26 protein-coding genes are annotated in these 22456 nt (G+C 74.9%); 15 read left to right on the top strand and 11 right to left on the bottom strand.

What is annotated here, in order from left to right:
* Positions 1–20: 20 nt before the first annotated feature.
* The 4 genes from ACVMYR_RS31495 to ACVMYR_RS31480 form a co-directional block, all read right to left on the bottom strand.
* Entirely contained in the window at positions 21–752 is a 732-nt protein-coding gene (locus ACVMYR_RS31495) for an ATP-binding protein (RefSeq protein ID WP_091284175.1), read from the bottom strand.
* Between the two features lie 77 nt (positions 753–829).
* Entirely contained in the window at positions 830–1282 is a 453-nt protein-coding gene (locus ACVMYR_RS31490; RefSeq protein WP_043969536.1) for a DUF4383 domain-containing protein, read from the bottom strand.
* 188 nt (positions 1283–1470) lie between these two features.
* Positions 1471–2625: a glycosyltransferase gene (locus tag ACVMYR_RS31485; RefSeq protein ID WP_353901730.1), complete on the bottom strand. Its 1155-nt coding sequence runs from the start codon at positions 2623–2625 to the stop codon at positions 1471–1473.
* A 121-nt stretch (positions 2626–2746) separates the two neighbouring features.
* Entirely contained in the window at positions 2747–3727 is a 981-nt protein-coding gene (locus ACVMYR_RS31480) for a glucosyl-3-phosphoglycerate synthase (RefSeq protein ID WP_228986841.1), read from the bottom strand.
* A gap of 229 nt (positions 3728–3956) precedes the next feature.
* Here ACVMYR_RS31480 and ACVMYR_RS31475 point away from each other — a divergent pair, with 229 nt between their 5' ends.
* The 6 genes from ACVMYR_RS31475 (at position 3957) to ACVMYR_RS31450 (ending at position 10720) form a co-directional block, all read left to right on the top strand.
* Complete coding sequence (locus ACVMYR_RS31475; protein ID WP_077939930.1) at positions 3957–4982, top strand: Gfo/Idh/MocA family protein; 1026 nt, start codon at positions 3957–3959, stop codon at positions 4980–4982.
* Complete coding sequence (locus tag ACVMYR_RS31470; RefSeq protein ID WP_457123525.1) at positions 4975–6063, top strand: zinc-binding dehydrogenase; 1089 nt, start codon at positions 4975–4977, stop codon at positions 6061–6063. The genes ACVMYR_RS31475 and ACVMYR_RS31470 overlap by 8 nt, the downstream gene beginning before the upstream one ends.
* A gap of 43 nt (positions 6064–6106) precedes the next feature.
* Positions 6107–8401, top strand: coding sequence for an accessory Sec system translocase SecA2 (secA2, locus tag ACVMYR_RS31465; RefSeq protein ID WP_077939920.1), 2295 nt, complete (start codon positions 6107–6109; stop codon positions 8399–8401).
* A gap of 143 nt (positions 8402–8544) precedes the next feature.
* Positions 8545–9285, top strand: coding sequence for a GAF and ANTAR domain-containing protein (locus tag ACVMYR_RS31460; protein WP_457123534.1), 741 nt, complete (start codon positions 8545–8547; stop codon positions 9283–9285).
* Positions 9286–9413: 128 nt separating this feature from the next.
* The gene (locus tag ACVMYR_RS31455) at positions 9414–9914 is read left to right on the top strand and encodes a DUF2231 domain-containing protein (RefSeq protein WP_457123524.1); all 501 of its coding nucleotides are present in this window, start codon (positions 9414–9416) and stop codon (positions 9912–9914) included.
* Positions 9915–9958: 44 nt separating this feature from the next.
* Positions 9959–10720, top strand: a complete 762-nt coding sequence (locus tag ACVMYR_RS31450) for a class I SAM-dependent methyltransferase (RefSeq protein ID WP_396788485.1) — start codon at positions 9959–9961, stop codon at positions 10718–10720.
* 88 nt (positions 10721–10808) lie between these two features.
* Here the strand turns inward: ACVMYR_RS31450 and ACVMYR_RS31445 are convergent, their stop codons facing one another.
* Positions 10809–11735: a DUF3500 domain-containing protein gene (locus ACVMYR_RS31445; protein WP_091284161.1), complete on the bottom strand. Its 927-nt coding sequence runs from the start codon at positions 11733–11735 to the stop codon at positions 10809–10811.
* A gap of 117 nt (positions 11736–11852) precedes the next feature.
* Between ACVMYR_RS31445 and ACVMYR_RS31440 the strand changes: the two genes are divergently transcribed.
* The 8 genes from ACVMYR_RS31440 (at position 11853) to ACVMYR_RS31405 (ending at position 17279) form a co-directional block, all read left to right on the top strand.
* Positions 11853–12236, top strand: coding sequence for a cupin domain-containing protein (locus ACVMYR_RS31440; RefSeq protein ID WP_043968725.1), 384 nt, complete (start codon positions 11853–11855; stop codon positions 12234–12236).
* Between the two features lie 114 nt (positions 12237–12350).
* Positions 12351–12812 carry a cysteine dioxygenase gene (locus ACVMYR_RS31435; RefSeq protein WP_077939925.1) on the top strand — a complete coding sequence of 154 codons (462 nt, stop codon included), beginning with the start codon at positions 12351–12353 and terminating at the stop codon, positions 12810–12812.
* Between the two features lie 38 nt (positions 12813–12850).
* Entirely contained in the window at positions 12851–13348 is a 498-nt protein-coding gene (locus ACVMYR_RS31430) for a rhodanese-like domain-containing protein (RefSeq protein WP_091284157.1), read from the top strand.
* Between the two features lie 52 nt (positions 13349–13400).
* Positions 13401–14108, top strand: a complete 708-nt coding sequence (locus tag ACVMYR_RS31425) for a winged helix-turn-helix domain-containing protein (RefSeq protein WP_091284154.1) — start codon at positions 13401–13403, stop codon at positions 14106–14108.
* A 331-nt stretch (positions 14109–14439) separates the two neighbouring features.
* Positions 14440–15045: a winged helix-turn-helix domain-containing protein gene (locus tag ACVMYR_RS31420; protein WP_043968732.1), complete on the top strand. Its 606-nt coding sequence runs from the start codon at positions 14440–14442 to the stop codon at positions 15043–15045.
* An 80-nt stretch (positions 15046–15125) separates the two neighbouring features.
* A complete protein-coding gene (locus ACVMYR_RS31415; protein WP_077939933.1) occupies positions 15126–15764 on the top strand; it encodes a nucleoside/nucleotide kinase family protein in 639 nt (212 codons plus the stop codon).
* Positions 15765–15954: 190 nt separating this feature from the next.
* Positions 15955–16353 carry a TraR/DksA family transcriptional regulator gene (locus ACVMYR_RS31410; protein ID WP_043968735.1) on the top strand — a complete coding sequence of 133 codons (399 nt, stop codon included), beginning with the start codon at positions 15955–15957 and terminating at the stop codon, positions 16351–16353.
* Positions 16354–16403: 50 nt separating this feature from the next.
* Positions 16404–17279 carry a DUF72 domain-containing protein gene (locus tag ACVMYR_RS31405; protein WP_457123523.1) on the top strand — a complete coding sequence of 292 codons (876 nt, stop codon included), beginning with the start codon at positions 16404–16406 and terminating at the stop codon, positions 17277–17279.
* 216 nt (positions 17280–17495) lie between these two features.
* Here ACVMYR_RS31405 and ACVMYR_RS31400 read toward each other — a convergent pair whose 3' ends face one another.
* Together ACVMYR_RS31400 and ACVMYR_RS31395 are read right to left on the bottom strand one after the other, a co-directional pair.
* On the bottom strand, positions 17496–17747 hold the full coding sequence (locus ACVMYR_RS31400) for a hypothetical protein (RefSeq protein ID WP_457123522.1): 252 nt from the start codon (positions 17745–17747) through the stop codon (positions 17496–17498).
* A gap of 69 nt (positions 17748–17816) precedes the next feature.
* Positions 17817–18059 (bottom strand): hypothetical protein, encoded by a 243-nt coding sequence (locus ACVMYR_RS31395; protein ID WP_457123521.1) that lies wholly within the window; start codon positions 18057–18059, stop codon positions 17817–17819.
* A gap of 162 nt (positions 18060–18221) precedes the next feature.
* Here ACVMYR_RS31395 and ACVMYR_RS31390 point away from each other — a divergent pair, with 162 nt between their 5' ends.
* Positions 18222–18851, top strand: coding sequence for a hypothetical protein (locus ACVMYR_RS31390; protein ID WP_457123520.1), 630 nt, complete (start codon positions 18222–18224; stop codon positions 18849–18851).
* Positions 18852–18862: 11 nt separating this feature from the next.
* Here ACVMYR_RS31390 and ACVMYR_RS31385 read toward each other — a convergent pair whose 3' ends face one another.
* From ACVMYR_RS31385 to ACVMYR_RS31370, 4 genes are read right to left on the bottom strand one after another with little or no spacing between them, the layout of a single operon-like run.
* Positions 18863–19573 carry an ABC transporter permease subunit gene (locus ACVMYR_RS31385; protein WP_077939938.1) on the bottom strand — a complete coding sequence of 237 codons (711 nt, stop codon included), beginning with the start codon at positions 19571–19573 and terminating at the stop codon, positions 18863–18865.
* Positions 19574–19578: 5 nt separating this feature from the next.
* Positions 19579–20538 (bottom strand): ABC transporter ATP-binding protein, encoded by a 960-nt coding sequence (locus ACVMYR_RS31380; RefSeq protein ID WP_457123519.1) that lies wholly within the window; start codon positions 20536–20538, stop codon positions 19579–19581.
* Positions 20535–21416, bottom strand: coding sequence for an ABC transporter permease (locus ACVMYR_RS31375; protein ID WP_077939940.1), 882 nt, complete (start codon positions 21414–21416; stop codon positions 20535–20537). Before ACVMYR_RS31375 ends, ACVMYR_RS31380 begins: the two co-directional genes overlap by 4 nt.
* Positions 21409–22323 carry an ABC transporter ATP-binding protein gene (locus tag ACVMYR_RS31370; RefSeq protein WP_077939941.1) on the bottom strand — a complete coding sequence of 305 codons (915 nt, stop codon included), beginning with the start codon at positions 22321–22323 and terminating at the stop codon, positions 21409–21411. The genes ACVMYR_RS31375 and ACVMYR_RS31370 overlap by 8 nt, the downstream gene beginning before the upstream one ends.
* Positions 22324–22456: the final 133 nt, after the last annotated feature.

The raw sequence follows: 22456 nt of genomic DNA, 5'->3' as shown, positions 1-22456 counted from the left end.
ACAGCCGGGCGACCGGCGGGTCAGGTGGCGGGCAGCATCGCCCAGACCACCTTGCCGTCGACCACCGGCGCGCTGCCCCAGCGCTGGGCCAGCTCCCGCACCAGCAGCAGGCCCCGGCCGCCCTCGGCCCGCAGGTCCGTCCGCGTCGCCGCGCGCGCCGCGGCGCGGCTGCCGTCCGCGACGGCCACCTGCAGGTACGGCCGGCGCAGGGTCAGCGTGACCTGCATCGGGGTGCCGGCGTGCCGGACCACGTTGCCGACCAGCTCGCTGAGCACCACCGAGGCCGGGCCGACCAGCTCCGGCAGGTGCCACCGGCCGCAGGCGTCGGCGACCAGCTCCCGGGCCCGCCGGCACGCGCCCGCCACCGGTTCCAGGCGGACCCGCAGCCGGGGCGCGGCGGCGGCCCCCGCCGTCCGGGTCGCCTCGGCGCAGTCCCGCTGCACCGGCAGCCCCCGGCACACCCTCGACTGGGTCAGCCAGCTGGCCGTTCGCGCCGGTGGCGCGCAGAGCACGACGGGCACCGCCGGCCAGCCGGCCGCCTGGCGGGCGGCGGCGGCGAAGACCGACAGCGCGAGCCCGTCCCGGACGGTGAGGTCGTGGAGGTCGACCACCAGCGCGTCCGGCTGGGCGGTGAGGCAGCGGTCGAGCACCCGGTGCACCGTCCGCATCGTCGCCAGGTCGAGCGCGCCGGCGATGCGTACGACGGTCACGGGCGACTCGTCGCGGACCTCGCAGGTGATCCGGCTCGGCATGCGTGGTCCTCGTTTCCGTCTCGGGGTGACCCGGACGTACCCGGCGTGGTGCCGGGTGAAACGGAACGGCGGCGCGCTCAGCGGGGCCGGCGGTCACGCGTCGTGAGCACGCCCAGCGCGATCATGCCGGCGCCGAGGACCAGGTGCAGCCAGTTGTCGGCGTTGTTGACGGGGATGAAGTTGGCGCCGCTGCCGTGGTCGACGACCAGGCCGTAGAGCCACAGCACGAGGTAGATCGCCCCGCCGCCGATCAGGAACGTCCGCGCCCCGTCCCACGTGCGCGACAGCGCCAGGCCGGCCAGCCCGAAGGCCAGGTGCACGGCGTTGTGCAGGACCGAGACCTGGAACACCCCGAGCAGCTTCGCCCCGGAGCCGTGGCCGGCGAAGCGCAGGTCGCCGAAGTCGGTGGTGATCCCCGGGACGAAGCCGAGCAGCCCGACCAGGAGGAAGACCACGCCGACGGTGGCTGCGGCACGCCGCACCGGCGCCCGGCCGTCGGCCGGGTTGCGTCGGGCCCGCGCGTGGGCCATCGGACCGGCCACCACGACCTCCTCACCGCGACTGTCCGACCGCCGGGCGGGAGCCCCCGGTCGGGCGGCGCGTTCCCGCCACCGCCCCGCGCAAACGCGGGCGGTCCGCGCCGGCAGTGTCGGCAGTGTTTGCAGGGGGCCCCTGCTATGCAGAAAGCGTTAATAGGGTGCCCTTCCTTACCCCGCCGTCAGGCGGGTTGCAGGGGGCGGGCCGCGGTCTGCCGGACCTGCTCGTACAGCCCGACGTACGCGCGCGCCATCACCGCCGGGGTGAACCGCGTGGCGGCCTCCCGGCGGCACTCGTCGCCGTCGAGCACGCTCGCGGCCAGCAGCAGGTCGGCCAGCTCGTCCTCGTCGGCGGTGAGCAGCCCGGTGCGGCCGTGCTCGATCAGCTCCGGCAGGCAGCCCCGGGCCGTCGCCACGACCGGGGTGCCCAGCGCCAGGGACTCGACCACGGCCGTGCCGCCGGGCTCCTCCCAGCGCAGCGGGAACAGCGAGGCGCGGGCCCCGGCCAGCAGGTCGTCGCGCTCCTGCCCGGCGACCGTGCCGACCCAGCGGACCAGGTCGCCGTCGACGTGCGGGGCCACCTCGTCGTAGAAGAACCGCACGTCCGGGTTCTGCCGGGCCTCGTCGCCCGCCGCGGCCAGGTCCTGCGGCCGGTGGTAGGGCCCGACCGGCCCCGCGAGCACCAGCGGCACGCCGACCCGCCGCGCCAGCCGGGCGCCGACGTCCTGACCCTTGCCCGGATTGATCCGGCCCAGGATGATCAGGTAGTCGCCCTTGTCCGGCCGGGGCCGCCGGTCGGCGTCGACGGCGAGCGGGGTGGACAGGTGCACGTGGCCGACGGAGTGCTCCCGCAGCGCCCGGGGGGCGCGGGCCAGCTGCGCGGCGGACACCCCGTTGACCCGGACCCGGTCGCCGCCGTCGAGGTTGCCGTACAGGTCGGGGTGCTTGGCCAGGTCCCAGTGCAGGGTGTGCAGCACCGGCGGGGCCTGCGGGCCCATCGCCGCGAGGGTGGCCAGGCCGACGGCCTCCACGTGGTCGTGCACCAGATCGATGTCGTCGCGGGCGTGCAGCGCGCGCACCACGCCGCCCAGGTGCGCCTGGGAGATGCCGCAGACCTGGTTGTACGGCCGTTGCAGGGCGTGGAACTGGCCGTCGTCGAAGACGGCGATCTTCTCGTCGACGGGCAGGGTGCTGCTGTCCACGGAGGCGAGGACCACCCGCACGCCCAGCCTGCGCAGCTCCGGCACGAGGGTGGCCACGACGTTCTCGATCCCGCCGTAGCCGGGCGGCGGCACGGACAGCCACGGGCCGGCGTTCATCAGGACGGTGAGGCTCATGCGGGATTCCTTCCCTCGGCGGGCCGTCGGGTCGCGCCGGCGGACGCTCCGGCGCGCCGCCACCCCGTTCGTGTCGGCGCACCGGCATCCGGCTTCGGCGCGCCGGCTACCGGTGGCTTCGTCACGCGGGCACCCGGCGCCGCGGCACCCGGTGCCGCAGCTCCGCCAGGGGCGGGCGCTCCTCGACCGAGACGTCACTGACGACGATCTCCCGGTCGAGGTTCGGCAGCGCGTCGGAGCCGCCCCGCCGGAACTGGGTCAGCAGGGCGGCCGGCACGGTGCCGGGGTTGGCCCAGCCCCGGCGCTGCAACCGGGACCAGGCGGTCAGCATGATCTGCGCCGACATCCGGCCCAGCGCCGCCGTGTCCTGGTGGCGGTGCCGGCGCTCACCCAGGTCCACCTGGGCGAGCGCGTCCAGGCCGACCAGGTCGAGCAGGTCGATCAGCATCGCCGTCTCCACGCCGTACCCGGAGACGAACGGCACCCGCTCCAGCACGTCGCGGCGGCCGGCGTACTCGCCGGCGAGGGGCTGGACGAAGCCGGCCAGCTCCGGCCAGAACAGGTTGAGCAGGGGGCGGGCCATCAGCTCGGTGACCCGGCCGCCCCCGTCGGCCTCCACGCTGGCCGCCCCCACCAGCGGCCGGTGGTAGAACCCCTTGACGAAGTCGACCGACGGGTCGGTCAGCAGCGGACCGATCAGGCCGGTGACGAAGTGCGGGCGGAACTCGTGCAGGTCGGCGTCGACGAACGCGACCACGTCGCCCTCGGCCGCCGCCAGCCCGGCCCACAGCGCGTCGCCCTTGCCGGTCAGCCGGGGCAGCCCCCGCGTCATCTCGTCCTGGCCGACGACCTCCGCGCCGGCGGCCCGGGCCACCTGCGCGGTCCGGTCCGTCGACCGGGAGTCCACCACGATCAGCTCGTCGACCAGGGCCACCCGGTCCATCAGGTGCTCGCGGATGGTCGACACGATCGCGCCGACCGTCGCCTCCTCGTTACGCGCCGGCAGGACCACGCTGACCCGGCTGTCGCCCTTGGCGCGCAGCAGCCGCCGCGACGTCCACTCGGCCGCCGAACTGGTCCGATACGTCGCCCATGCCTCCACCACCGGTGTCACACTCGCCTCTGCATCCCGCACTGACGCACCCCCAGATCGTGGTGGAAAACGCGGAGGACGGAATTCCCAGTTCCGTCCGCGCGCTAACCGGATTGTCGCTAACAGCTTGATCACGGGCCGCGCCCCCACCGGTTTTCGGCAGGTGAACGTTTGATTGCGCGCCCCACCGGGGAGTGTGCATCGCGCGAATGCGACAGCGTGGCGAAAGGGTGTGCCGATGCGCGGGTGCCGGGTGGGACTGGTCGGGGCCGGCGGGGTGGCGCAGCGCCACGCCCGGGTGCTGGACGGCTTCGACGACGTCGAGATCCTCGGCGTGACCGACGTGGCGCGCGACGCCGCGACCGCCCTGGCCGACGCGCACGGGGCACGGACCTTCGCCGACGTCGACGAGTTGCTCGCCGCCGGCCCCGACGCGGTGTACGTGTGCGTGCCGCCGTTCGCGCACGGGCCGGTGGAGGAGGCGGTGATCGCCGCCGGGGTGCCGATGTTCGTGGAGAAGCCCGTCGCGGTGGACCTGGACACCGCCGAGCGGATCGCCGACCTGGTCGCCCGGCGCGGGCTGCTCACCGGCGTCGGTCACCACTGGCGGTACCTGCACGTGGTCCGGCACGCCCGCGAGCTGCTCGCCGACCGGCCGGTGCGGATGGTCGGCGGCGCCTGGCTGGACAAGGTGCCCCCGGTCGCCTGGTGGGCGCGGCGGGACCGCTCCGGCGGCCCCGTGGTCGAGCAGGCCGCGCACGTGCTGGACCTGATGCGGGTGCTCGTCGGGGAGGTGACGGAGGTGACCGCGTACGGCGACGGCACCCCGCCGCCGGTCGACGGCGCCGACGTCGACTCGGTGACCACCGCCGCCCTGCGCTTCGCCGCCGGCGCGGTCGGCACCGTCTCCGCCGCCTGCGTCCTGGGCTGGAAACACCGGGCCGGGCTGGAGATCCTGGCCGACGGCCTCGCCCTGAGCCTGACCGAGGACGGCCTGACCGTCCGCGACGCCGACGGCGAGCGCCACCTGTCCGCCGATCCCGACGCCGCCCGCACCGCCGTCGACCGGGCCTTCGTCGACGCGGTCCGGCGCGTGGGCGACGACGTGCGGGTCCCGTACGCCGAGGCGCTGCGCACCCAGCGGCTGGCCCTCGCGATCGCCGAGTCGGCCCGCACGGGGCGACCGGTGTCCCTGCCGACCGGTCCCGCCGCGTCCCCCCACGCCGCCGTGCCGACCGCGACGCGGGTGGGCGTCGATGCGTGACCGGGTGGTGGTGGTCAGCGGCCCGGGGCGGGTCGAACTGGTCGAGCAGGACGCCGACGAGCTGCGCGACGGCACGTTCCGGGTGCGGACCCTCTACAGCGGGGTCTCCGCCGGCACCGAGCTGAGCTTCGTCAAGGGCACCAACCCGTACCTCAACGTCACCTGGAACTCGGGGCTGGGGCTGTTCCAGCCGGGGGAGGCGAGCACCCCCTACCCGGTGACCCGGCTGGGCTACATGCAGGTGGGGCGGGTGGTCGAGAGCCGCACGCCGGCGGTCGCCGTCGGCACGGTCGGCGCGATGACGTACGGCCACCGCACCGGCCACGTCGCCGACCCGCTCGCCGAGCGGTTCGTCCCGCTGCCCGACGACCTCGACCCCCTGCTCGGCGTCTACGTCGCGCACATGGGCCCGATCTGCGCCAACGGGCTGCTGCACGCCGCCGCCGACCTGCGCGGCACCGACGTGCGCTCCCTCGGCGACGGGGTGGCCGGCCGCCGGGTCGCGGTGGTCGGCGGCGGCGTGGTGGCCCTGCTCACGGCCCTGTTCGCCCAGCACCACGGCGCGGCGTCGGTGGTGGTGCTCGACCCGACCCCGCAGCGGCGGGCGGTCGCCGAGGCGCTCGGCCTGCAGACCCTCGACCCGGCCGCCGACGACCCGGCGGTGGTGCTGAAGACCCGGTGGAACCACGCCGCGGGCGACCGGGGCGCCGACGTCGTCTTCCAGTGCCGGGGGCAGGCGTGGGCGTTGCAGCTCGCGCTGCGCCTGCTGCGCCCCCAGGGCGCCGTGATCGACCTGGCCTTCTACCAGGCGGGCGCGGACGCCGTCCGCTTCGGCGAGGAGTTCCACCACAACGGGCTGTCGCTGCGCTGCGCCCAGATCGGCCGGGTGCCGCGCGGGCTCGCCCCGACCTGGGACCGGGAGCGGCTGTCGGCCGAGACCGTCGACCTGCTGCGGGCGTACGGTGATCGGATCCGCACGCATCTCGTGTCGGCGGTGGTGCCCTTAGATGAGGCTCCGGAGCTGCTCACCGACCTGGCCGAACGCCGCCGACAGGAGTTGCAGGTGGTGTTGACCGGCTGACCGGGCCGCACGATCCGGCCCGGGTCGCGTACCGTTGCGGCTCATGGGTGTGTCGCAACGGTTGAAGAGCAGGTTCCGTCGGTTCCTCCAGCGCCCGGGGACCACGGTCGACCTGGGCCCGCTGGAGAAGCTGCTGCCGGCCATCGAGGGCCGTGAGGAGGAGCTGTCGGCGCTGACCGACGCCGAGCTCACCGAGGCCGCCGGCTCCGCCACGGGCTACGAGGAGATCTGCGCGATCGGCCGCGAGGCCGCCCGGCGCGGGCTGGACCAGCGGCCGTACGACGTGCAGCTGCTCGGCGCGATGGCCCTGCTCTCCGGCAAGGTCGCCGAGATGGCCACCGGTGAGGGCAAGACCCTGACCGCCACGATCGCCGCGTACGGGCACGTCCGGCTCGGCAACGGCCCGGTGCACGTGCTCACCGTCAACGACTACCTGGCCCGCCGTGACGCCCGCTGGATGGAGCCGGTCTACACCCTGCTCGGGCTGACCGTCGGCTCGGTCAGTGAGGCGTCCACCCCGCAGGAGCGCCGCGACGCGTACGCGTGCGACGTCACGTACGTCTCGGTCAGCGAGGCCGGTTTCGACTACCTGCGCGACCAGCTCGTCACCGACCTCGACGACCGGGTCCAGCCGGCGCTGCGCACGGCGATCGTCGACGAGGCCGACTCCATCCTGATCGACGAGGCCCGGGTGCCGATGGTCCTCGCGGGCGCGGTCGGCGGCGAGCAGGACCCGGTGCACGCCGCCGCGGCCCTGGTGCGCGGTCTGCGCAAGGGCAAGCACTACACCGTCGCCGAGGACGGCCGCAGCGTCGCGTTCACCTCCGCCGGCCTGGCCGCCGTGGAGGCCAAGCTGGGCGGCATCGACCTGTACGACACTGAGCACGTGGGGCAGCTCTCGGCCGTCAACGTGGCCCTGCACGCGCACGCCCTGCTGCACCGCGACGTCGACTACATCGTGCGGGACGGCTCGGTGGAGCTGATCGACGAGATGCGCGGCCGGGTGGCCCAGCGCCGCCGCTGGCCCGACGGCCTCCAGGCCGCCGTGGAGGCGAAGGAGGGGCTCGACGCCACCGCCGAGGGTGAGGTGCTGGGCACCATCGCCGTGCAGGCGTACATCGCGCTCTACCCGAAGGTGTGCGGCATGACCGCCACGGCGGTGCTGGTCGGCGACCAGCTGCGCGAGTTCTTCGGCCTGGAGGTGGCGGTGATCCCGCCGAACACCCCCTGCGTGCGCGAGGACGAGCCGGACCGCATCTACGCCACCCGGGCCGAGAAGGACGAGGCGCTGGTCGACGAGATCAGGCGCTGCCACGACAAGGGCCGGCCGGTGCTGGTCGGCACCCTCGACGTCAAGGAGTCCGAGCAGCTCGCCGTCGGGCTGGAGGCCGCCGGGGTGCCCTGCGTGGTGCTCAACGCCAAGAACGACGACGACGAGGCGGCGATCATCGCCGAGGCCGGCGCGTACGGCGCGGTCACCGTCTCCACCCAGATGGCCGGGCGGGGCGTCGACATCCGGCTCGGCGGCAGCGACTCCGCCGACCGGGACCGGGTCGCCGAGCTGGGCGGCCTCTACGTCATCGGCAGCGGCCGGCACGACAGCCGCCGCGTCGACGACCAGCTGCGCGGCCGCGCGGGCCGGCAGGGCGACCCGGGCGGGTCGGTGTTCTTCGTCAGCCTGGAGGACGACCTCGTGGTCCGGCACGCCAGCGACGCCATCCCGGCGTCGCCTCGGATGAACGCCGACGGCCTGGTCACCGATCCGCAGGTCGACTACGCCGTGGAGCACGCCCAGCGGGTCGCCGAGGGCGTCAACCACGAGATCCACCGCAACACCTGGCGCTACAGCGTGGTGATCGAGCAGCAGCGCAAGGCCCTCGCCGAGCGGCGGGAGCGGCTGCTGACCAGCGACATCGCCGCGCTGATGCTGCTGGAGCGGGTGCCGGAGAAGGCCGAGGAGATGGACGAGGACCTGCTCGCCCGGGCGGCCCGGTCGATCGCCCTCTTCCATCTCGACCGGCTGTGGGCCGAGCACCTCGCCGAGCTGTCCGAGGTGCGCGAGGGCGTGCACCTGCGCGCCCTGGGCCGGCTCGACCCCCTCGACGAGTTCCACCGGGCGGCAGTGCCGGCGTTCAACGCGCTGGTGCCGGAGATCGAGGCCCGCACCATCGCCACGTTCACCGAGACCGAGTTCGACGAGGACTGGGAGCCGGACGCCTCGACGCTGGTGCGGCCGTCGGCGACGTGGACGTACCTCGTCCACGACAACCCGTTCGGCTCGGAGCTGGACCGGCTCATCGCCTCGGTGGGGCGTCGGCTCAGCGCCGCGCCGCGCTGAGGTGCGACTTTTCGGCCGTTTCGACCCGGCTTGCCGGGGGTACTAGCGCGCGTCGAAAGAATCGGGAGAGCACAGACGATGAGACAGCGCAGGGGCGGTACGGGGCGCCGGTGGTCGGCGTTCCCGGCGGGGGCAGTGGCCCGGTGAACCTGGAGGCGCAGGCCGCCGGCACCGAGACCCTGAGCGTGCTGGAGACGGCGGCGCTGCTGCGGGAGCTCACCGCCGGCCTGATCGAGGTGACGGATTTCGACGCGGCGCTCGTCCAGTTGGTCGGGCTCACCCAGGCGGCCGTCGCCGGGGTCGCCTGGTGCGGTTTCACCGCGCTGCGGGCCGGCGAGCCGGCCGGGGTGGCCGCCTCCGACCCGGCCCTCGCCGGCCTGGACGACCTCAGCGACGGCCCCGACACGCCGGCGATGAGCGCCATCCACCGCCGCGAGATGATCCTCGCCGAGGACCTCGGGCGGGAGTCGCGCTGGCCGGCCTGGACGGCCCGGGCCCAGCAGGCGGGGGTGCGTGGCGTCATCTCCGCGCCGGTCGACGTCGACGAGCAGGTCATCGGGGCGATCAACCTGTACGCCTCGACGCCGGACGCGCTGACCACCCGTCACCAGCTCACGGCGATGCTCCTCGCCGAGCACGCCGGGCTGCTGCTGGCCGCCGTCCGGGGCCGGGAGCGGCGGGCCGCCGAGGCCACCGAGCGGGACGCCGCGCTGCTCGGCGAGGGGGTGGTCGGGCAGGCGATCGGCGTCATCATGACCCAGCGCGGCTGCCCCGCTCCGGAGGCCCTGGAGGTGCTGCGCAGCGCGGCGACGTCGCTGGACATCCCGCTGCGCGAGGTCGCCGAACGCCTGGTGGCCACGGTCGCCCGGCCCCGGGAGGGCTAGCGCCGGGCCGGGGCGGTCGGGCCCGTCGGCCACCAGCCTGTCGGCGATCCGACGGCCGGCCGTTTCCCCACGGCGACCGGCGGGTAGCACCCTGGACTGGTGAGCTGAAGCGACCAGGGGAGGGCGCGATGGAGAGCCGACTGCGGGTGCACGGGCATCCCATCCAACCGATGCTGGTGACGTTCCCGTTCGGGCTCTTCGTCAGCGCCACCGTCTTCGACCTGGCCGACGTCGCGGGCGGTCCCGCGTTCCTCGGCGAGGTCGGCTACTGGACCTCGGTCGCCGCCCTGGTGGCGGCCGCGCTGTCCACCGTCGCGGGGATGGTCGACCTGTGGGACGCCGCGGGCGAGTCGACCCGCCGCACCAAGATCACCTTCAACCTGGTCAACGCGGCGATGGCCGCGCTGTTCCTGCTGACCTGCCTCATCCGGGCGCACTCGCCGCAGCGGGGCGCGACCGGCGTCCTGCTCGCCGCCGAACTGGTCGCGCTCGGGCTGGGCGGGGCCGGCGTGTGGCTCGGCGCCCGCCTGATGCGTCAGTTCGAGGCGGGGCGCGCCGAGACGGGCACCCTCGACGCGCTGGGCCCGGTGGCGGGCTCCACTGTGGAGATCGTCCGGCCCCGCGCCTGAAACCCGGTTGTCCCGGCGCGGTGGGTGCGGCGATGCTTTCGCCCGTGAGCGGAAAGCGGGGATTCGAGGAGCTGCTCGCCGAGGGCGCGTCCGTGCCCGTGCAGGGCTGGGACTTCTCCTGGCTGCTGGGGCGGGCCAGCGAGGAACGACCGCCGTGGGGCTACGCCCGGCTCGTGGCCGACCGGATGGCCCGGGCCGACGCGGCGCTGGACATCGAGACCGGCGGCGGGGAGGTCCTCGCCGAGGTGCCCCGCCCGCCTCGGGTGCTGCTGGCCACCGAGGCGTGGCCGCCCAACGTGGAGGTGGCCCGGCGCAACCTGCGCGCGGTCGGCGCGAGGGTGCTCCAGGTCGCCGAGGGCGGCGGCCTGCCCGTGGCCGACGCCACCCTGGACCTCGTGGTGAGCCGACACCCCGTGCACACCCCCTGGGACGAGATCGCCCGCGTGCTGCGGCCCGGCGGGACGTTCCTGTCCCAGCAGATCCGCGGCGGCACCATGCGGGAGCTGAGCGAGGCGATGCTGGGTCCGCTGCCCCCGCCGCAGCGGCAGCTCCCCGGCCAGGCCGTCGCCGCCGCCGAGGCGGCCGGGCTGACGGTGCTCGACCTGCGCGAGGCGCGGCTGCGCACCGTGTTCCACGACGTCGCGGCGGTGGTCTACTTCCTGCGCAAGGTGGTCTGGACGGTCCCCGGGTTCACCGTCGAGCGCTACCGACCCCAGCTCGCCCGCCTGCACGACCGGATCGAGGCCGACGGCCCGTTCGTGGCCCACGCCCGGCGCTTCCTGATCGAGGCGGTCCGGCCCGCCTGAGCCTGCCTGGGCCGACCCGCGGCCGGCGTCGCCTGCGCCGGCCGCGGGGACCGCTGCGGTGCCCTGCCCGCGGTCGGCGTGGCTGTGGTCAGCCGTGCGCCTCGGCGTGATGCGCGGCGAGCACGTCCGCGCCGAAGTCGCTGGCCGGGCGGCGCAGCACGGTGTGGGCGTGGTTGCCGTCGTCGGCGGTGTTGTCGTACTCGATGAGCAGGTCGTCGCCCTGCACCCGGTAGTAGTGGCGCTGCCCGGGCCCGGTGGGGCCGGCCCAGGCGAAGTGCAGCGGCCCGCCGGCGAGCCGGCGGGCCTCCCGCGCGGCCAGCTGCGGCGGCAACCGGTCCAGGTACACGGCGACGAGCTGGTCCAGCAGGGCCCGGCCGGTGGGGCCGAGCCGGTCGGCGGGCACCCCCAGTGGCGCGATCTGCCCGGCGACGCGGGGACGGGTGGCGCTGACGATGTCGGCGGGGGCGTCGTCGGCGACGATCGCCGCCGCCCGTCCCGCCGGACCGATGGCGTCGAGCAGGGCCCGCCCCAGGTCCTCCTCGACCCCGAGCGGCCGGGACACCGGGTGCCCGGCGTGCCGGACGGCGGCCGGGTTCGCGCCGAGGAAGACGGGCGCGGGGGAGACCTGGTCGTCGACCACGGTCATGCTCACCGACAGGTGGTGTCCCTCGAACCGCCAGGCCCACCGGTCGTCGCGGGCCGGGTCGCCGAAGACCGCGACCCAGTAGTCGCCGCTGTGCCGCCCGCGCCGCCAGCCTTCGGCCCGGTCGAGCACCTCCTCCAGCGCGACGACGGCCATCGCCTGCGCGTACGCCGCCGGGCTCAGGGCCGTGGCCAGCAGCCGGTGCGCGGCCTTGCGGCCGGCGCGGTCCAGGTCGGCCAGGCACACCCCGGGGCGCGGCCGGGGACGGTACTCCAGCCACCGCCGGGCCCCGTCGTCGTCGAACCGGTGCGTGGCGCGGGCCCGCGCCGACTCGTCCAGCGCGCCGAGCAACGCGGTGCCGGCCGCGCGCATCTGTTCGGGTAGGGAATCGTCCACCGACCCTGTATACCCGGGCGGGACGCGGCCAGCGCGCCGCGAGCGGGGCCGGCGCGTCGCCTGGTAGCTTGCCGGGCCGGCGCGGGAGGGGCGATGGGCGACGACAGGGTGTACGTGGGCAAGGCGGACGTGGACGGCCCCCGGGAGGGCGGCTGGCTGCTGGGCCACTTCATGCCGGAGGGCGATCCGCGGCGCAGCGGCGACGTGGAGGTGAAGTGGGGCGTGCACGCGGCGGGGGAGGCCCGCTCGCGGTGGGCCACCGGCGAACGGCGCACGGCGCTGCTGGTGCTGGTCAGCGGCGGCCGGTTCCGGGTCGAGCTGCCGGACCGCACGGTGCTGCTCGCCGAGCCGGGTGACTACGTGGTGTGGGGGCGGGGCGTGGACCACTCCTGGTACGCCGAGCGCGAGTCGGTGCTGCTGACCGTGCGCTGGCCGTCGGTGCCGGGCTACCGGGTGGAGCCACCGGTGCGCCGCTGAGGCGCGCGCCGGGCCCATGGGATGTCCCAGCATGTGGTATTACCTACTAAACCTATAGGCTTTACCTCCTATGCTGGTGGTTGCACGCTCCGTACCGATCCCGTGAGGTCCCGCATGGTAGTCAGCCGCCGTCCCGAGCCCGACCTGCTCGCCGTCGCCGCCCGGTACGCCGCCGACCCGGCCGGCTGGTCGGTGCCGCTGCGCTTCCATCCCGAACACCGGTGGTACGCGCGCCTCGCGGTCGCCGCCGACCACGAGGTCTGGGCGCTGAGCTGGCTTCCCGGCCAGGGCACCGACCTGCACGATCACGGCGGCTCCTCCGGGGCCTTCCTGGTCGTGGACGGCGTCCTCACCGAGGAGACCGTCAGCGGCGGCCGGCTGCGCCCGCACCGCCTCGCCGCCGGGGCCGGCCGCCGCTTCGGCGCCCGCCACGTGCACGTGGTCACCAACCGCGACGACCAGCCGGCGGTCAGCGTGCACGTCTACCGTCCCGCGTTGACCCGGATGACCCGCTACCGCCTCGTCGACGGCCTGCTGCGGGTGGCCGAGGTCGCCGAGGCCGGCGTCGCGTGGTGACATCGTTGACCACCTCGACTCCCTGGAAGGACCCGATGATGCCGCACCACCCCGCCCGCGCCGAGAGCTGTCCACGTCCCGTGCCACCCCCCGGCTCCCGGGGCATCGACGAGATCCTCGCCGAGGCGCGCTCCCGGCTGCGGCGGCTCGACCCCGAGCAGGCGCACCTGGCGTACCGCGAGGGCGCCCTGCTGGTCGACATCCGGCCGGCCGCGCAACGCGCCGCGCACGGCACGGTGCCCGGCGCCCTGGCGATCGAGCGCAACGTGCTCGAGTGGCGCTTCGACCCCCGGTGCGCGGCCCGGCTGCCCCAGGCCGTCGGCTACGACGTGCCCGTGGTGGTGCTGTGCCAGGAGGGCTACACCTCCTCGCTCGCCGCCGCCGCGCTCCAGGACATCGGCCTGCACCGCGCCACCGACGTCGTCGGCGGCTTCGCCGCCTGGCGCATCGCCGGCCTGCCCACGCTCGGCCCCACGCCCCCGCCCCGTTCCCCGTCCGTCGCGCCGCCGGTGACCGCCGGCCGGGCGCACCACTGACCGCCGCGCCCCACCGGACGCGGCGGTCGGCACCGCCATCTGAGGAGGCACCATGTCCGTCGTCGCCATCTCCTCGCGCCCCCACCCGCCGGGCCGGGCCGAGCGGGCCCCCCAGTGCCGCCCCGACCGCGCGCCGGCAGGCCGGGTCGACCGGGTCCCGTCGCCGGGACACGCCCGGTCCGTGCCGACACTGACCGTCACCGTCGAACTCGCCCCCGGCCAGCTGACGCCCCGCCTCGCCCGGCTGGTCGAGCTGCTGGGGGAGCTGGCCGAGTCCGGCGAGGGCACGCTGCTGGCGGGCTCCACGGAACAGGGTCGCCGCGCACCGGAGCCGTGGGCCCCGGCGGAGCGCCGGCCCCGCCCGGTCGAGTTCCGGTCGGCGCAGGCCGACCCGGCGGGGCCGCGACCGCTCGTGCCCCGGGTCTCCGCCGCCGCCCCGCCGCCCCCCGAGGACCCCGAGGAGGTACGCATCCTGGCCGCCTCGCGGGTGGTGCGGCAGGGCCCCCGGGTCATCCCGCTGACCCGCATCGAGTTCGACCTGCTGCACTTCCTGGCCGAGCACCCCCGCCGGGTCTTCACCCGGTTGCAGCTGCTCAGCAACGTCTGGGGCTACGAGCACGCCATCGCCCGCACCGTCGACGTCCACGTCCGACGGCTGCGCGCGAAGCTCGGCGCCGCCACCCCGTTGGTCACCACCGTCTACGGGGTCGGCTACCGGCTCGCCGACGAGGCGCGGGTCAGCGTCGACCCGCACCGCTGAGACGTCCGCCGCGCAGCCGGCGACGCGGCGCACCCCGGCTCCGGGGTGCGCCGCGTCCGCGTGTCGGACGTCCGCGCCGCCTGGCCGGTCACCCTGCGGCCCGAGCGCGAACGGCGGGCCGCGCGGGTACCCCCCCGTATCCCACGATCATGGTGACTCTGCTGTAATCATCAGGCCTCGTACGCAGAGCGAGCATCCGGCTCCGATGTGTTCGTCAATTGTCACATTCATGCAACGTAGCCGCCCCTTGACCGCCAGGTGGGCGCCGGGAAGCATCGATGCAGCGGCGTCCCGGGCCGTGGGGAGATACCCGGACCAGCCAAGGAGGACCATGTCGGTCAGCCCCGCATCGCCGCGCGCCGGATGGCATACGTCCCAACCCGCGGTTCCCGGTCGGCCCCCCGGCGGTCAGCGCCGTCCCGTCAACGGCACCACGCCCGTGCTCACCGTGACCCTCAGCATCCCGCTCGTGGCCGAGGAGACCCTGACCCCGGCGGCCCGCCGCCTGCTCGACGCGGCCCGCGAGATGCTGGAGCGGGGCGAGGGGGTCGTCACCGCCGGCCCCGCTCCCGAACGGCGGCCCGACCAGGTGCCCGCCGGGCGCACGCCGCCGCGTCCCCTGGCCCCGACCATCCCGGCGCTGCACATCCTTGCGTCGTCTCGGTCGGTGCTGCGCGACAACGAGCCGCTGCCCCTGACCCGGCTGGAGTTCGACCTCCTGCTGCACCTGGTCGCCCACCCCCGGCGGGTGTTCACCCGGCTGCAACTGCTCAACGCCGTCTGGGGCTACGAACACGCCGGGGTCCGCACCGTCGACGTGCACGTGCGCCGGCTGCGCGGCAAGGTCGGCGTGGACGTGCCGTTGGTCACCACCGTCTACGGCGTCGGCTACCGGCTCGCCGACGACGCCCGGGTGACCATCGACCGCAGCGGCTGACGACCCCACCGGCCGGGCCCGTCAGGGCCGGCCCCGCCGCCCGGCCCGCGTCGTGCCCGGCGACCGGGCACGATGGTCGGATGCGCGTGCGTCCCATCTCCCCCGACCGCCTCGTCACCGAGCTGACCGAGCGGCTCGTCGCCGCCGACCCGCCCGGCCGGCTCCGCGTCGTGGTGGACGGCGCCCCGGCGGCGGGCCCCGACGAACTGGCCGCCGCGCTGGTCGACCCGCTGCGCGCCCTCGGCCGCCCCGTGCTGCACGTGCGGGCCGCGGACTTCCTCCGTCCGGCCTCCGTGCGGCTGGAGTTCGGCCGGACCAATCCCGACGCCTACTACGAGGGGTGGGTCGACGAGCCCGGCCTGCGCCGCGAGGTCCTCGACCCGGCGGGGCCTGGCGGCTCGGGCCGGATCCTGCCGTCCCTCTGGGACCCCCGCACCGACCGGGCCAGCCGGGCCGGCTACGTCACGCTGCCGCCCCACGGCGTCGTCCTCGTCAGCGGGGCGCTCCTGCTCGGCGGCGGGCTCCCCGTCGACCTCGCCGTGCACCTGGAGCTCTCCCCGGCCGCCCTGGCCCGGCGCACCGACCCCGCGCTGCGCTGGACGCTGCCGGCCTTCGCCCGCTATGCAGAGGAGGTCGCCCCGGCCGGCTTCGCCGACGTGGTGGTGCGCGTCGACGACCCCCGCCACCCCGCCCTCGTGGAGCCGGACGCCGCCCGGTGACCCCGGGGCCGCACGCCCCCTGGGGCGCCGCCCCGGGAGGCGGGCCGCAGATTCCAGAAATTCGGTGGTTTGGCGCGGCCGTACCCGGGGTAATCGCCCGGCTCACAGAGCGCGAGTGATCTCCACCCGCCTCACGCAGCGACCGGGCCGGGCACCACCCCGGCGCACCAGCCAGGAAAGGCAGGCAGCGATGCTCGTCCACGACACGGTAGCCACCGGCCGATCGCAGGCGGACACCGACCAGATCCGGGCGTCCCTGCGGGCTCGCTACGAGGAGCTCTCCGCCGAGTACGAGCAGGCGGTGCTGCAGAGCCAGGTGCTGCGCCTGGTGGAGGTCGGCGACACCGCCGGCGACGACCAGGCCGACAGCGGCACCAAGACCGCCGAGCGGGACACCGCGCAGTCGCTGCTGCGCACCATCCTCGACCGCCGGGCCCAGTTCGAGCGGGCCCTGGGCCGGCTCGACGAGGGCACGTACGGCTTCTGTGAGGGCTGCTCGGCCCCGATCCCGGTGGAGCGGCTGGAGATCTTCCCCTCCGCCACCGCTTGCGTCACCTGCAAGCAGAGCCGGGAGCGGCGGGCCGCCTGAGGCGGCCCCCTCCGGTTGCCGGTCGGTAGCGGACGCGGTGCACTCCACCCATGGGTGAGATCAAGGTGGGCACCGCGTCCTGGACCGACCGGACCCTGCTCGACTCCGGGTGGTATCCGCAGACGGCGGACAACCCGGAGAAGCGCCTGTCGTACTACGCGAAGCAGTTCCCGCTGGTCGAGGTCGACGCCACCTACTACTCGCCGCCGGCCGAACGCACGGCGCGACTGTGGGCCGAGCGCACCCCGGCCGGGTTCACCTTCAACGTCAAGGCCTTCAGCCTGCTGACCGGCCACCCGACGCGGGTCTCCGCGCTCTACAAGGACCTGCGGCCGGACACCGACAAGCGCAACGTCTACCCCGGCGACCTGCCCGCGCAGGCGTACGAGGAGGTGTGGACCCGGTTCCTGTCCGCCCTCGACCCGCTCGTCGAGGCGGGCCGGCTCGGCGCGCTGCTGTTCCAGTTCCCGCCGTGGTTCACCATCAAGCGGGACAACAAGCAGTACCTGTTGGAGGTGGCCCGCCGGTGCGCGCCCCTGCGGCCGGTGTTCGAGTTCCGGCACGCCTCCTGGTTCGCCGGGGACAACCGCGACGAGACGCTCGGCTTCCTGCGCGAGCACGAGCTGGCGTACGTCTGCGTGGACATGCCGCAGGGCCACCGGTCCTCGGTGCCGCCGGTGCTGGCGGCCACCGCCGACCTGGCCGTGGTCCGCTTCCACGGCCACAGTGCCAGGTGGACCAGCAAGGACATCCACGAGAAGTTCGGCTACGACTACTCCGACCGGGAGTTGCGCGACTGGGCCCCGAAGCTGCGCGCGCTCGCCGACGACGCGGGCGAGACCCACGTGCTCATGAACAACTGCTACCGGGATTACGCCCAGCGCAACGGCCAGCGCCTCCAGTCCCTCCTGGACGCCGGCCCCTGACGCCGGCCTGTCTCTCGCGCGGGGAACCGGGTTCGAGATCGCGCTCGATCCGGGAATGAGTGGCATCCGCCCCCACACGCGTCGCAGACGGGTAGATCTTGGAAGCGGATGGCCCCTCCAGGGGCCGAAATCTTCCAAGATCCGCCCGGCCCCGGCTTGTCGCCGTGGTGCCGGCGCGCGTTCGAGGGCAACCGGGTAGGGAGTCCTGAGCCGGGGTCAGCCCGCCTCGACGCCGCCGGCCCGGAGGATCTGCCTGACCCGCTCGCGGGTGTAGCCGGTGGCCCGGACGATGTCGACTTGGCGCATGCCGTTGCGGGCTGCCTCGACGATGGCTCCCGCGAGGCGGGACCGCGCCGTGGCGATGTTGCCTTTGGCCTCGGCGATGATCCGGTCCGCCTCGGCCTGCGCATCGGTCATCGCCGCCCGCGACTCTTCGTAGGCCCGGACCGACGCAGCGAGGTCTGTCACGACGCAATCGTTCCACAGTGAGTTCGGCTGTCCGCGCGGGCAGCGCCAGGTCTTATGCCCGGCTGGTCCTCAGTCGGGCTCCACGCCGGCCTGGCGCAGGAGGGTGCGGATCCACTCGCGGGACAGGCCCGTGGTGGCGACGAGGTCCCGCATGCGGGTGCCGGCCCGTGCTTCCGCCACGATCGCTTCGCCGAGGTCCCGCCGCGCTTGACGCAGCGCGTCCTGGCTCGTGCGCACCTGAGCCTTGGCGGCGTCCACGGCGTTCTGGGCAGCCCGGTAGGCCGCCGTCACCGAAGCCAGATCCTTCGCCACGCCGTCACACTGTCACACCAGCGATCTTGGCCATTTGTCGGTCGAGAAACTGGCCAGCTAAGTGTTCTAGTATTGGCCAGCAAGAGGCTATTCTATTGGCATAGAAGGACTGGGGTCGACAGGGGAGGTTCTCACCGTGAGTGTGTTGCCGCCGTTGCCCGGGTGCGGGGGTCGGCCACCGTCCGGATCGAGGTGTACGGGGCAGGCGGCCTCGACGCCGCCGCGTACGCATGCACTGGGCACGCGGCCCCGATCGCCGTGACGATCGAGGCCGCCGGGTGGTCCGCCTGCCCGGTGCCGCGCGTCCCCGAGTCGGGCCGGCCCTGCGGGCACGTCTACCGGTACCCGACCGGCGGGTTGGCCGACCCGCCCGGCGACGCCCATCCTCGCTGGTGCGACCGGGACGGCTGCGCCGCGAGGCGGCGGCACCGCTCCGTGCGGCTCCCGCTGACGCCGCGCTCGCCGGCACCGCCTGCCGGCCCCCTGGCCGCCGAAGACCCGACCGCCGAAGACCCGGCGGCCGAAGGCCCCATCGCCGGAGGCCCGGCGATCGGAGCCCTGCCCGCCGAAGCCGCCGCCGACGTGGCGCTGGCGCAGGCGCTCGTGCCCGGCGCGGGCCCGGTGCTCGTGGTCGCCGTCGGCGGGGCCGAGCCCGGCGAGCTGATGCTCACCCTCGACCAGGGGCGGGTGCTGTCCTACCGGCTCCGCCGCCTGCTCGACCTGGCCGCCGCGACCCACGCCCGCCGCGCCGGCCCCGGCGTGCGCCCCCGCAACCGGCGCGGCTGCCCCTGACCGGGCAGGGGTCAGCTCGTCTCGCCGGCCACGCTGAACGAGCGGAGCCGGTCGATCGCCAGCGCGGTGAAGCCCACGCTGATCAGTGCGCTCATCACCGCCGCCACCGGCACCGACACGTCACCCAGCAGCAGCTCGGTGGGGGCGATCCGGTCGGCGAGGGCGATCACGTACTGCTGGATGGAGAGCACCCGCGTGCCGCTCACGACGCTGCCGAGCAGCCCCTCCCAGATCAGCACGTAGACCAGGCCGAGCAGCACCGGCCGGCGGGTGAGCAGGCTGAGCGCCAGGAACAGCGCCGAGTACGCCAACGCGCCGACCGCGGACGCGGCGGCCAGGGCCAGGCCGAGGCGTGCGGAGTCGGCCAGCAGGCCGGCGGCGTAGAGCGGCACGGCGACGGTGACCCCGGTGACGGCGGTGGCCACCGCCAGCTTGGGCAGCACGATCTGCCAGCGGGGCAGGGGCTTGGTCAGGATGTGCACGACCGTGCCGTCGTCGATCTCGGCGCCGAGCACGCCGGTGCCGACGATCAGGGCGACGACCGGGAGCACCACGGCCAGGCCGAGGCCGACCAGCACCGGCGGGGCCCAGTCGCGCGGGGTGACCCCGAGCGACCGGGAGAGCACCGCCAGGCCGACCAGCACCACGGGCAGCGGCAGCAGCAGGAGGAAACGGCGACGCCCGAACAGCCCGCGCAGGGTGAGCCAGGAAACGGTGGACATGGGGTTCAGGCCTCCACGAGGTAGGAGAAGACGCTCTCCAGGGACTCGTCCTCGGGCACCAGCTGGCGCACCCGGACGCCCTCCCGCAGGGCGATCTTCGGCAGCACGCGGGTGAACGCGCCGTAGTCGCCGGCGCGCACCGTCAACCCGGCGCGGCCCAGCTCGACGCCCGTCACCGACGCCTCGGCCATCAGCGCCACGGCGAGCGCCCGGCCGTCGGTGGAGCGCACGGTGAACACGTGCGGCCGGTTGGTCATCAGCCGGCGGATGGTGCGGAAGTCACCGGAGGCGGCCAGCCGGCCGGCGACCATCACCTGGACGGTCCCGGAGACCTGCTCGACCTCCTCCAGGATGTGCGAGCTGAACAGGATGGTGCGGCCGGCGTCGCCGAGGCGGTGCAGCAGCTCCATCATGTGCAGCCGCTGCCGCGGGTCCATCCCGTTGAACGGCTCGTCGAGCAGCAGCACCTGGGGCTCGTGCACCAGCGCGGCGGCCACCCGGGCCCGCTGCCGCATGCCCTTGGAGTACGTGCCGATCCGGCGGTCCTGCGCGCCTTCCAGCTCCACCAGGGCGATCGCCCGGCGGGCCGCCGCGGCCGGCTCCGCCAGCCGGTGCAGCTTCGCGCTGGCCAGCACGAACTCGTACGCGGTGAGGTAGGTCTGCACCGCCTCGCGCTCGCTGACCAGGCCGAGCCGGCGGTAGACCTCGGGGTTGCGCCAGGTGGGCTGCCCGCCCAGGGTCACCATCCCGCGCGACGGGGCCAGGAAGCCCGCCATCATGTGCAGCAGGGTCGTCTTGCCCGCGCCGTTGGGGCCGAGCAGCCCGGTGACTCCGGAGCCGAGGCTCATGCTGACGTCGTTGACGGCCACCACGTTGCCGTACCAGCGGGAGACGCCCGCGAGGTCGAGGGCGCCGGTGGCGGCCGTGGGCGTCCCCGTCGCCGGGGCGGCGCTGGTCGTGGTCATCGGGCGGCCACCTTCCGGTATCGACGCAGCAGCAGGGCGACGCAGCCGGCCACGAGCAGCACGGCGGCGACCGCGTAGACAGGGCCGAAGCCGCCGATGGGGACTCCGCTCTGGCCCTCGGACGTCAGCAGGTCGCCGAGCGCCCAGGAGCCCACGCCGCCGACCAGCGTCGACGGCGAGGCGAGGAAGGCCAGCTCGTTGACCGTTCGCGACGGCATGACCGACAGGGTGCCGACGATCGGCGTGGTCATCAGGAACACGGCGACGATCCCACCGGCCGCGAACGCCCGCTTGCCGGTGAGGGAGGCGACCAGCAGCCCGACCGAGGCGAAGACCGCCGCCCACAGCCCGGCGTAGAGCAGGCTCGGCAGCAGGTCGAGCAGCTCCTCGGCGACGCCGCTCATGCCGTCGCCGGTGCTGAACGCGGCGCCGAGGAACATCACGAACTGCGGGCCGCCGAGCAGCAGCCAGAGCGCGGTCGCCAGCGCCAGCAGCTTGGCCAGCGGGTAGTCCGCGCGCGGCAGCGGCCGGGAGAAGTAGAGCGGCAGCACCCCGCTGCGCAGGTCACGGGAGACCAGTTCGGGCGCGGCCACCGCGACGAAGAAGATGACCAGCCAGCTCATGTTGTCGGCGAACTGGGCGTACGTCATCACCGCCTCGCCGATCTGGGCGCGGATGGCGGTGAGGGCGGCGGCGACCGCCGTGACGATGCCGACCACCAGCCACGGGAAGATCTTGGCCTTGGCGCTGCGCCCCAGGCCGAAAGCCGTCCGCAGGCCGTGCAGGTAGAGCGCGCCGAAGACGGCCCGGCGGCCCAGCCGGGGGCCGGTGTACCGCTGGTAGCCGATGTCGTGGATGACGCCGGTCGGCTCAGGCATGGCTGGGCTCCCTCGTGGCGAAGAGTTCGGCCACCCGGTGCCGGCGCTGGTCCAGCCGGTGCAGCGGCAGGTCCAGCTCGGCGACCGCGCCGAGGATCAGGTCGTAGGTGGCGTCGTCGACGAGCTCGACGAGCAGCAGCCGGCCGTCCCGGCGCACCGGCAGGCCGAGCGCGCCCAGCCGGGCGGCCAGCTCCTCGGTGCCCTCGCTGACCTCCACGGCGAGCACGTCGGTCGCGGAGGTCATGGCGGAGATGTGGTCGGCGCGCAGCAGCCGCCCGCCGTCGATGGCGACGAGGGTGTCGCAGATCCGTTCCACCTCGCCGAGCAGGTGCGAGCAGACCAGCACGGAGATGCCGAACTCGGTGCCGATGCGGTGCACCAGCGTTAGCATCGCGTCCCGGCCGGCGGGGTCGAGGCCGTTGGTCGGCTCGTCGAGCAGCAGCAGGTCGGGGTCGTGCACGAGGGCCTGGGCGAGCTTGACCCGCTGCTTCATGCCGGTGGAGTAGCCGCCGACGGGGCGGTAGCGCTCCTCGTAGAGCCCGACGTGCCGCAGCGCCTCCGAGGCCCGTTCCCGGGCGACCGTGCGCGGCAGGCCGCTGATCCGGCCGAGGTGGGTGACCAGTTCCGCGGCGGAGAGGTCCGGGGGCAGGGCGTCGTGCTCGGGCATGTAGCCGACCCGGGCGCGCACCCGGGCGGAGTCGGTGGTCGGGTCCAGGCCGAGCACCCGGGCCCGGCCGCTGGTCGGGGTGAGGAGGCCGAGCAGGATCTTGATCAGGGTGGACTTGCCGGCGCCGTTGGCGCCGACCAGCCCGATGATGCCCGGTTCGACCGCGACGGTCAGGTCGGCCAACGCCGTGACCCCGCCCCCGTACGTCTTGGTCAGCGACTCGGTCGCGATGAGTGTCACGCCGTACAGCGTAGGGACCGGGGGTCGCTTGTGGCCGGCGGCCCGTCCCGGGCGGATCCCTGAACTTCCTGGCCGGCTACCCCTAGGGTCCCGGGCCGACGCGGGCGGCATCAGCCTGGCGCAGCGGACTATC

Source organism: Micromonospora sp. PTRAS2 (genome assembly GCF_054052245.1).
Note: the sequence above shows the minus strand (reverse complement) of the source record. Positions and strands in the feature narration are given on the sequence as shown.